At 69.5% G+C, this 9,858-nt stretch carries 7 protein-coding genes and 2 pseudogenes; 7 read left to right on the top strand and 2 right to left on the bottom strand.

All coding sequences use genetic code 11. From position 1 onward, the window contains the following. Positions 1-352 (top strand): annotated as a pseudogene (locus Q2100_RS23720) (ABC transporter family substrate-binding protein); the annotation flags it as partial. Here Q2100_RS23720 and Q2100_RS23715 read toward each other — a convergent pair. After that, positions 285-1,583: a chloride channel protein gene (locus Q2100_RS23715; protein WP_302916024.1), complete on the bottom strand. Its 1,299-nt coding sequence runs from the start codon at positions 1,581-1,583 to the stop codon at positions 285-287. The pseudogene Q2100_RS23720 and the gene Q2100_RS23715 sit on opposite strands and share 68 nt — an antisense overlap. 91 nt (positions 1,584-1,674) lie before the next feature. Here Q2100_RS23715 and mshB point away from each other — a divergent pair. Together mshB and Q2100_RS23705 are read left to right on the top strand one after the other, a co-directional pair. Further along, positions 1,675-2,517 (top strand): annotated as a pseudogene (gene mshB, locus Q2100_RS23710) (N-acetyl-1-D-myo-inositol-2-amino-2-deoxy-alpha-D-glucopyranoside deacetylase); the annotation flags it as partial. A 120-nt stretch (positions 2,518-2,637) separates the two neighbouring features. Then, entirely contained in the window at positions 2,638-3,099 is a 462-nt protein-coding gene (locus tag Q2100_RS23705; RefSeq protein ID WP_407667679.1) for a hypothetical protein, read from the top strand. 7 nt (positions 3,100-3,106) lie between these two features. On the opposite strand, the gene Q2100_RS23700 is transcribed toward Q2100_RS23705, so the two are convergent. Further along, positions 3,107-4,288, bottom strand: coding sequence for a hypothetical protein (locus tag Q2100_RS23700; RefSeq protein ID WP_302916023.1), 1,182 nt, complete (start codon positions 4,286-4,288; stop codon positions 3,107-3,109). A 180-nt stretch (positions 4,289-4,468) separates the two neighbouring features. On the opposite strand from Q2100_RS23700, the gene Q2100_RS23695 reads away from it, so the two are divergent. The 4 genes from Q2100_RS23695 (at position 4,469) to Q2100_RS23680 (ending at position 9,808) form a co-directional block, all read left to right on the top strand. Continuing rightward, positions 4,469-7,048 (top strand): bifunctional FO biosynthesis protein CofGH, encoded by a 2,580-nt coding sequence (locus tag Q2100_RS23695; RefSeq protein WP_302916022.1) that lies wholly within the window; start codon positions 4,469-4,471, stop codon positions 7,046-7,048. A 193-nt stretch (positions 7,049-7,241) separates the two neighbouring features. Then, complete coding sequence (locus Q2100_RS23690; RefSeq protein ID WP_302916021.1) at positions 7,242-7,787, top strand: YceI family protein; 546 nt, start codon at positions 7,242-7,244, stop codon at positions 7,785-7,787. A 129-nt stretch (positions 7,788-7,916) separates the two neighbouring features. Continuing rightward, positions 7,917-8,585: a TetR/AcrR family transcriptional regulator gene (locus Q2100_RS23685; RefSeq protein WP_302916020.1), complete on the top strand. Its 669-nt coding sequence runs from the start codon at positions 7,917-7,919 to the stop codon at positions 8,583-8,585. Beyond that, entirely contained in the window at positions 8,582-9,808 is a 1,227-nt protein-coding gene (locus Q2100_RS23680; protein WP_302916019.1) for a cytochrome P450, read from the top strand. The genes Q2100_RS23685 and Q2100_RS23680 overlap by 4 nt, the downstream gene beginning before the upstream one ends. The last annotated feature ends 50 nt before the right edge of the window (positions 9,809-9,858 follow it).

The raw sequence follows: 9,858 nt of genomic DNA, 5'->3' as shown, positions 1-9,858 counted from the left end.
GCCTCGAACCGATGCGCCGCCCCCGCCTCCACCCCCGAGCGCCACCGCGACGCCGTCGGCGCCGCCGCCGGATCCCGAGACCGGCGAGCTGGTGCAGGCACCGAGCAACATCACCGGAATCTGTGATCGCAGTCTGCAACCGAAGATCGATGCGGCGCTGGACGGCACCGAGCCGATCGCCGAGGTGATCGAGGCCGTCGAACCACGGCTGTGGAACATGTCGACGGTGCTGCCCATCCTGCAGGACACCACGATCGTGGCCGCCGGCCCGAGCGTTCAGAACGTCAGCCTGAGCGGCGCGGTCCCGGTGGGGATCGTCGGCGACGCCGGAAACTGGACCAAGAACCGGTAGTACGCGGCGGGCCGGCACGACGTTCGGTCAGGAGTCGCAGTCCGTGCGCGGCGAGGGCGGCCACCAGGAAGACGACGAGCAGCCACCACGGCGGCCTGGCCAGTTCCCAGACGAAGAGCGCCGCCCACATCGGGGCCCGCTGCGTGATCGCCAGAACGCCCGCGGCGCAGGCGAGCGACATCGCGGGCACGCTGACCGCCAGCTCCGTCCAGCTGGAGATGGCCAGCGCCACCAGCGACCCCATCGCAGCCCCGGTGGCGAGCGCCGGTGTGAGCAGGCCGCCGACCGCCCCGGCCCGCAGGTATGAAGCGGTCAGCAGCGGTTTGAGAAGCAGTATCGCCGCGGCGGCGCCCAGCGTCATGCCGCTGTCGAGACTGACGGTCAGGATGCTCTTCCCGTTGCCGGGCAGTTCGGGCCAGTGCAACGAACAGACGCCGACGAGCAAACCCACCGCCGCGACCGCAGGCACCAGCATCCAGGACTTCACCGCTGCCGCCGGCCGTGCCGCGGCCATCAACCGGTTGAACACCATCCCGACGCCGAAGGCGAGTGGCGCGAGCACGACCGCGAAGGCGATGAGGAGATAGGACAGTGAGGGGTCGGGCCAGTCGAGCGGCGGCGACTCGTGGGTCACCGGCGACGCCACCGCCACAGCCAGGCTCGACGTGATGAGCGCGGTGCCGAGCGCCCGTGGGTGCCAGGTGCGCATCAAGATCTGCGTGGCGAACAACGCCCCACCGAGCGGAACGCTGTAGACCGCGGCGAGTCCCGCACCCGCCGCGCAGTAGAGCAGGATCTCACGGTCGTGCGGGGTCAGTGCCCAGCGCGAGGTGCCCGCGTCACCCAGCGCGGCCGCGAACTGGCGCGGCGCCCCCTCGCGGCCGAGCGACGCGCCCGACCCCACCACGAGGACCTGCAGTGCCGCATCGATCGACATCGAGATGCGGGGGATCGGCCGGTGATCGGCGATGGCGCCGGACAGACTCGGCACCTCGGTGCGGCGGCGCAGCAGATACCAGCCGAATCCGGCGAGTGCGCCACCGACCATGGGGCCGAGCGCACGGCGCATCGGGCTGCTGCTGTCCACACCGTCGAGCAGCGTCCCGAACGAGTAGTGATAGGTGAGGTGTTCGACGGCATGCAGGAGCAGCGTGGTCGCCATCCCCGCGACGCCGGCAAGGAGGCCGACGAGCACTACTGCGCAACCGAACTCGAGGCTCCGCCGACTCACCTGGTGAACCTACGTCACCGCCCGGCCCGAAGACGTCGAAGCGGCCGGTTGCGGGTGGACGCCGGCCGGCCGGCGACTAGGGTCAGCGTCGATGCCCGAGACGCCGCGCCTGCTCTTCGTACACGCCCATCCCGACGACGAGACGATCACCACCGGCGGGACGATCGCCCACTACGTCGGCCGTGGTGCGCAGGTGCACGTCGTCACCTGCACCCTCGGGGAAGAGGGCGAGGTCATCGGCGAACGGTACCGCCAGCTGACCGTGGACGAGGCCGACCAACTCGGCGGCTACCGGATCGCCGAACTGACCGCCGCGCTGCGCGCACTCGGACTGGAATCACCTCACTACCTGTGCGGACCCGGACACTGGCGGGACTCCGGCATGGAGGGCACCCCGCCGCGGCGGCACCGTCGCTTCGTCGACGCCGACCACGACGAGGCGGTCGGCGCACTGGCCGCGATCATCGACGACCTTCGCCCGCACGTCGTCGTCACCTACGACCCGGACGGCGGCTACGGCCACCCCGACCACATCCAGGCCCACCGGATCACCACCGCCGCGGTCGAAGCGGCCGCGTGGCGGGTGCCCAAGTTCTACTGGACCGTCATCGCCACCAGCGCCGCCGAACAGGCTCTCGCGTCGATGAGCGATGTCCCGGCGGACTGGACCCGCATCGACCAGGTGCCGTTCGGCTACGCCGACGACAGGATCGACGCCGTCGTCGACGCCACCGACGTACTCCCCGCCAAGATCGCGGCCCTTCGTGCGCACGCCACCCAGGTCACCGTCGCGCCGAACGGTCAGTCCTTCGCGTTGTCCAACACACTCGCCATGCCGGTCCTCGCGCACGAGCACTACGTCCTCGTCTCGGGGGAGTCCGGCGACCGCGACGCCCGAGGTTGGGAGACCGACCTCCTGGCGGGCCTGACCCTGGCCCAGCCGAACTCCGACGGAGTAGGCTCCACGTCAATCAGCGACAGTCGAAGGGACATCCATGGACCCCGACCTTGACCCCAACCTGCAGCATTGGCAGGACCGCCTGGACAACTTCCAGTGGGTGGTCGGTTCGCTGACCGGATTGCTCGACAGCATCCCCACCTGACCGCGCAGCAGACCCGCGGGCTTCCTGCCGCGGACAGCACCTTGTCCGACCCCGTCGTGCGGGCCATCGTGCTGATCGTGCTCGCCGTCGACGGCATCGTCTGCGCCGCGCTCGGCGCTCTGTTCCTCCCGCTCCGTATCGGCGTCGTACCGTTCCCGATCAGCGCGGTCGTGGCCGGCGTCGTCAATGCAGGCCTGGTGTGGGCGGCCACCTACTGGACCGACTCGACCAGATTGGCGGCCACACCGCTGTGGACGTGGCTACTGACCGTGGCGGCGCTGACGCTCGGCGGACCCGGCGGAGACATCGTGTTCGGCGGCCCCGGCGTGATGGCCTACGCCGTTCTGGTGTACCTCGCCCTCGGAACCGCCGCGCCGGTGTGGGTGCTCTGGCGCCACAACCAGCGTTCCTGAAACCGCGCTATCCGACGTCGCCGTTGTCGGTGTCGCCGGGATCCGCGTTGTCGGACCGTTCGCCCGCGGTCTCGGCCGACCGCCGCTTCGGCTTGAGTGAGCTGCGGATACGGTCGGCAGCTTTCGTCGCCTCACTGACCGCTCCGCGGACGCCGGTGCGGACGTCGTCGGCGACCTTGCGCAGCCGCTCGTTCACGCGCTTGGCCACCCGGGGCGGCTTGGCGCCGGCGGCCTGCTCGGCATCCTCGACGATCTCCGGTGTGCTCGCAGGGTCGAGAGCCTCGTCCGCGGGATCGACGAGATCGGGCGCGGGCTCGACCACGACGCCGGCTTCCGGCTGGACGTCGACGCCGCCGGGCACGGGCTGCGGAGCAGCCTCGACCTGCAGTGGCTTCTCCTCGAGCGGCGCCTCGTCCACGACGGCTTCGCTGGGTGTGTCGACGACCGGCGGCAGCGCCTCCGCGGCGACTCCCGTCAGGCCGTCCTCCAGTGCGACCGTCCTGAGGAGTCCGTCCTCCGCCGCGAACGGCCCGATCGGTGGCACCGGCGGGATGGCCCAGCCGAAGAAGTAATTGAACTCCTGGATGCCGAAGTTGATGGCGTCGATGACGCTGTCGCCGATCGCGTTCGCGGCGCCGCCGATCCACACCCCGAGGTTGAGAGGATCGTTCAGCACCGGGGCCAGGAAGTCATAGACGACGTTGTCGGCGATCGGCCTGATCAGCTGGTTGTAGAACAGGTCGATCTGGGCGCCGGCCAGCGGCACGAACGGTACCCATCCGAAGACCTGGGTCGCATAGATGGCGACGTCGACGCCCCAGTCGACCCACTCCTGAATGAACTGGTAGGACGAGATCAGCAGATCACTGGCCGCGTTGAGCGGTGCGGGGCCGGCACCCGGCAATGCCGGTGGCGTGGGCGGCGGGGGAACCGAGGTCAGCGCCCCGGGAATGACGACGCTGTGGGGCCCCAGAGCCGGCATGCCCGATCGCTGGGGATCCGGCAGGAACGGCTCCATCTGCCGCTGAGCCGACTCAAGCAGTTCGGTCAGCGCCGTCGGCGCCGTGGGGGCGTGCGTGGAGTCGACGGCGATGTCCGGAGGCGCCACATGCAGGGAGGGAATCGCGATCGTCACCGCGCCGACTGCAGCCACGCCCGCCATCAAATATGAGCGGACGGAGACGGACATGGCTTCTCCTCGCGGTCGAATCTCTTAAAATACGCGACTGCGAGCGTTGCTGCGGCAATTTGCTCCGGCGGGCCGTCACATCGCGGGGCCCGCGGACTACTGTGGCCGGTATGCCAGGAGCAGTGGTTTCACGATGTGAGACGCGCGGATGATTTCCGACACCGGCGGGGTTACACCGGAGTGGCTCTGAACCCCCAGCGTGGCGCCGATCTGCCCAGCCCGGTAGTCCCCCCGAAGTCCGGAGCGCCAACTCCCGCAGCATTGAGACGCGTGCTGAGGCGCGCCCGCGACGGCGTCGCCCTCAACGTCGACGAGGCCGCGATCGCGATGACCGCCCGTGGCGAGGACCTGCAAGACCTCTGTGCCAGTGCGGCCCGCGTCCGCGATGCGGGTCTCGAGGCCGCCGGGCGGCGCGGGCCCCACGGCTGGCTGCCCGTCACCTATTCACGCAAGGTCTTCATCCCGGTCACCCACCTCTGCCGGGACACCTGTCACTACTGCACCTTCGTCACGGTGCCCGGCAAGCTGCGCCAACAGGGCCACGGCATGTACATGGAGCCCGACGAGATCCTCGAAGTCGCCCGTCGTGGCGCCGAACTCGGCTGCAAAGAGGCGCTTTTCACGCTCGGTGACCGGCCGGAGGCGCGCTGGGACGAGGCCCGGCAGTGGCTCGACGAACGCGGCTATGACTCCACCCTGGACTACGTGCGGGCGATGGCGATCCGGGTCCTCGAGGAGACCGGCCTGCTGCCGCACCTCAACCCCGGCGTGATGAGCTGGTCGGAGCTCTCGCGGCTCAAGCCCGTCGCGCCGTCCATGGGCATGATGCTCGAGACGACGTCGCGTCGACTGTTCGAGACCAAGGGGCTGGCCCACTACGGCAGTCCCGACAAGGATCCGACGGTCCGGCTGCGCACGCTGGACGACGCGGGCCGGTTGTCCATCCCGTTCACCACCGGTCTGCTGGTGGGCATCGGCGAGACGCTGACCGAACGGGCCGAGACGATGCACGCGATCCGGCGCTCGCACAAGGAGTTCGGTCACGTCCAGGAAGTGATCGTGCAGAACTTCCGGGCCAAGGACCACACCGCGATGGCCGCGACGCCCGACGCAGGCATCGACGACTTCCTCGCCACGATCGCGGTCACCAGACTGGTCCTCGGCCCGAAGATGCGCATCCAGGCGCCGCCGAACCTGGTGTCGCGCGAGGAGTGCCTCGCGCTCATCGGCGCGGGCGTCGACGACTGGGGCGGCGTGTCACCGCTGACCCCCGACCACGTCAACCCCGAGCGGCCGTGGCCCGCGCTCGACGACCTGGCCGAGATCACCGCCGAGGCCGGCTACGACCTGACGCAGCGCCTGACCGCGCAACCGCAGTACGTGCAGGGCGGCGCCGCGTGGATCGACCCGCGGGTACACGGACATGTCGACGCACTGGCCGACCCCGACACCGGTCTCGCGCTCGACGTCAACCCGGTGGGGCGGCCCTGGCAGGAACCCGACGAGGCGCTGCAGTCCCTCGGCCGGATCGACCTGAACGAGACCATCGACAGCGAGGGGCGACGCACCGAGACGCGCAGCGACCTCGGCAGCGCCTTCGGCGACTGGGAGTCGATCCGGGAGAAGGTGCACGATCTGGCATCCCGGGCGCCCGAGCGCATCGACACCGATGTGCTGGTCGCGCTGCGCGCCGCCGAACGCGACCCGGGGGGTCTGTCCGACGACGCCTATCTCGCGCTGGCGACGGCCGATGGGCCGGCGTTGGACGCCGTTGCCGCGCTGGCGGATTCGCTGCGCCGGGATGCCGTGGGCGACGACGTCACCTTCGTCGTCAACCGCAACATCAACTTCACCAACATCTGCTACACCGGGTGCCGGTTCTGCGCCTTCGCCCAGCGCAAGGGTGACGCGGACGCGTTCTCGCTGTCCACCGACGAGGTCGCCGACCGGGCGTGGGAGGCTCATGTCTCCGGCGCCACCGAGGTGTGCATGCAGGGCGGCATCGACCCCGAACTGCCGGTGACGGGTTACGCCGACCTGGTCCGCGCGGTCAAGGCGCGGGTGCCGTCGATGCACGTGCACGCGTTCAGCCCGATGGAGATCGCCAACGGCGTCACCAAGAGCGGGTTGTCGATCCGGGAGTGGCTGATCGCGCTGCGGGAGGCGGGTCTCGGGTCGATTCCCGGTACCGCCGCGGAGATCCTCGACGATGAGGTCCGCTGGATCCTCACCAAGGGCAAGCTGCCGACGTCGATGTGGATCGAGGTCGTCTCCACCGCCCACGAGGTGGGTCTGCAGTCGAGTTCGACGATGATGTACGGCCACGTCGACCAGCCGCGGCACTGGGTGGGGCATCTGCGGGTGCTGCGTGAGATCCAGGATCGCACCGGTGGTTTCACCGAGTTCGTTCCGTTGCCGTTCGTGCACCAGAGTTCGCCGCTGTACCTGGCGGGCGGCGCCCGGCCGGGGCCGACGCACCGCGACAACCGCGCCGTCCACGCACTGGCGCGAATCATGCTGCACGGCCGCATCAATCACATCCAGACGAGCTGGGTCAAGCTGGGTGTCGAACGCACCCAGGTGATGCTGCAGGGCGGCGCGAACGACCTCGGCGGCACGCTGATGGAGGAGACCATCTCGCGGATGGCCGGTTCGGAGAACGGGTCGGCGAAGTCGGTCGAGGAACTCGTCGCGATCGCCAAGGGCATCGGCCGTCCGGCCCGTCAGCGCACCACCACCTACACCCCGCTGGCCGCCTGAGCGCTTTTGATTTGCGCGAGCGTGCGTGTCTGCACGCCGACACGCCGCGTCGCGCGTACAAACGCGCACGCTCGCGTCAGTGCGTATGAATCTAATAGGTGCGGCGGCGCCATTCGGGAATGAATCGGACCGCAGTCCGCTTGATACGGGTGAAGGACGTCGGAAGGGCCGACGCTCGGATCAGGAGAATCCCATGACCACTGCAACCACCGCACTCGCCGCCGGCACCTGGGCCATCGACCCGGTCCACTCGACCATCGCCTTCTCGGTACGCCACCTCATGGTCAGCAAGGTGCGCGGCACCTTCGACACGTTCAGCGGCGCGATCACCGTGGCCGAGGACGGCACCCCGTCGGTCACCGCCGAGATCGCCGTCGACTCGATCGACACCCGCAACGAGCAGCGCGACGCACACCTGAAGTCGGCCGACTACTTCGACGCCGCCACCTATCCGACCGCGACCTTCGCCTCGACCGGCGTGCGCGCCGACGGCGACCGCTACGTCCTCGACGGTGACTTCACCCTCAAAGGCGTCACCAAGCCGGTGAGCCTCGACCTGGAGTTCAACGGCGTCAGCCCGGGCATGGGCCACGGCGAGGTCGCCGGCTTCGAGGCGTCGGTGGTGTTGAACCGCAAGGACTTCGGCATCGACCTCGACATGCCGCTCGAGACCGGCGGCGCCGTCGTCGGCGACAAGATCACCATCACCCTGGAGATCGAGGCCCTCAAGCAGGCCTGACGCTACGAGTTCTCTTCGTCCGCGAGCGTGCGTGTCTGTTGGTCGACACGCACGCTCGCGGCGTGATGGGCACGAGCGAGTTAAATAAACTGCTTGATTTAAGTCGGATGACGTAGTTCACTCGGAACCGTGACCGCCGCGCGAGTGCTCAGCAGCGACCGCTCGTCGGGCACCCGCCAGCTGATCCTCACCGCCGCCGAGCGCCTGTTCGCCGAGCGCGGCATGTACGCCGTCTCGAACCGGCAGATCAGCGAGGCCGCCGGCCAGGGCAACAACGCCGCGGTCTGCTACCACTTCGGCACGCGCACCGATCTGTTGCGCGCCATCGAGGCCAAGCACCGCGGTCCGATCGAGTCGCTGCGCGCCCGCAAGCTCGCCGAGATCGCCGGTTCGGCCGACCTGAGCGACTGGGTCAGCGCACTGGTCACCCCGCTGACCGATCACCTCGACACGCTGGGCAGCCCGAGTTGGTACGCCCGCTTCGCCGCCCAGGCGATGGCCGACCCGCAGTGCCGCCAGCTGGTGACCAGGGATGCGCTCGGCTCGCCGCTGCTGGTGCAGGCGATGGACGGCATCACCCGCTGCCTTCCGGACCTGCCCCGACGGGTCCGCTTCGAACGGATCGTCATGGCCCGCAACCTGTTGATGCACACCTGCGCCGAACACGAGAGTGCGCTGGCCGAACACGGCCCAAGGGCGCGATCACCGTGGCCGGTCGCGGCGGAGGGCCTCGTCGACGCCATCGCCGGGCTGTGGCAGGCACCCGTCCGGATCGCCCAACCGAAGGATCGCCCATGACCGACGTGTTGCCCGACGCCGACACCGTCCCGGACTTCCCGATGACCCGCGCGCCTGGCTGCCCGTTCGCGCCACCGCCGGAAGCGCTGCAGGCCAACGCGACCCGGCAGCTGAGCCGCGTCCGCATCTGGGACGGCAGCACGCCCTGGCTGATCACCGGCTACGAGGCGATCCGCTCGCTGTTCGCCGACGCGCGCGCCAGCGTCGACGACCGCAAGCCGGGCTATCCGCACTGGAACGAGGGCATGCTGGCGACGGTCGACCGGCGGCCCCGCTCGGTGTTCACCTCCGATGCCGAGGAGCACACCCGCTACCGCCGGATGCTGTCGCGGCCGTTCACCTTCAAGCGCGTCGAGGCATTGCGGCCCGCGGTGCAGAAGATCACCGACGACCACATCGACGCCATCCTCGCCGGCCCCCAACCGGCCGACATCGTCGACAAGCTCACGCTGCCGGTCCCGTCGCTGGTGATCAGCGAGATGCTCGGGGTGCCGTACGAGGACGCCGAATTCTTCCAAGAGCAGGCCAACCGGGGCATGAGCCGCTACGCCAGCGCCGAGGACTCCGCGAAAGGCGCAGGCGCGCTGTTCAAGTACCTGATGAACCTGATCGCCACGAAGGTGACCGATCCCGCCGAGGACCTGGTGTCCGACCTCGCCGAGCGGGTCAAGGCCGAGGAGATCAGCGTCAAGGAGGCGGCGCAGCTCGCCACCGGCGTGCTCATTGCCGGCCACGAGACCACCGCCGGTCAACTCAGCGTCAGCGTCGTCGCGCTGCTCGAGCACCCCGAACAGCAGGCACTGCTGCGTGACACCGACGACCCCAAGGTGGTCGCCGCCGCCGTCGAAGAACTCATGCGGTACTGCAGCATCATCCAGACCGGCCAGCGCCGCATCGCCGTCGAGGACATCGAAGTCGACGGCGAAACGATCAGGGCCGGCGAGGGCATCATCCTCGACGTCGCCCCCGCCAACTGGGACACCCGCCAGTTCCCCGACCCGGACCGGCTGGACCTGCTGCGCCAGAACGGACCGCACGTCGGGTTCGGCTACGGCCGTCACCAGTGCGTCGGTCAGCAGCTGGCCCGCATGGAACTGCAGATCGTCCTGCCGTCGCTGCTGCGCCGGATCCCGACGATCCGGCTGGCCGTGCCGCTCGACGAGTTGCCGTTCAAGCACGACGCCCTCGCCTACGGCCTCTACGAGCTGCCGGTCACCTGGTGAAAGACGGCCTGCCCCTCGAGGTTCCCGAGTTCACCGGCAGACTCGCCGTC

This window comes from Mycolicibacterium arseniciresistens (assembly GCF_030519285.1).
GTDB lineage: Bacteria > Actinomycetota > Actinomycetes > Mycobacteriales > Mycobacteriaceae > Mycobacterium > Mycobacterium arseniciresistens.
This window is presented reverse-complemented; position numbering and strand designations above follow the sequence as displayed.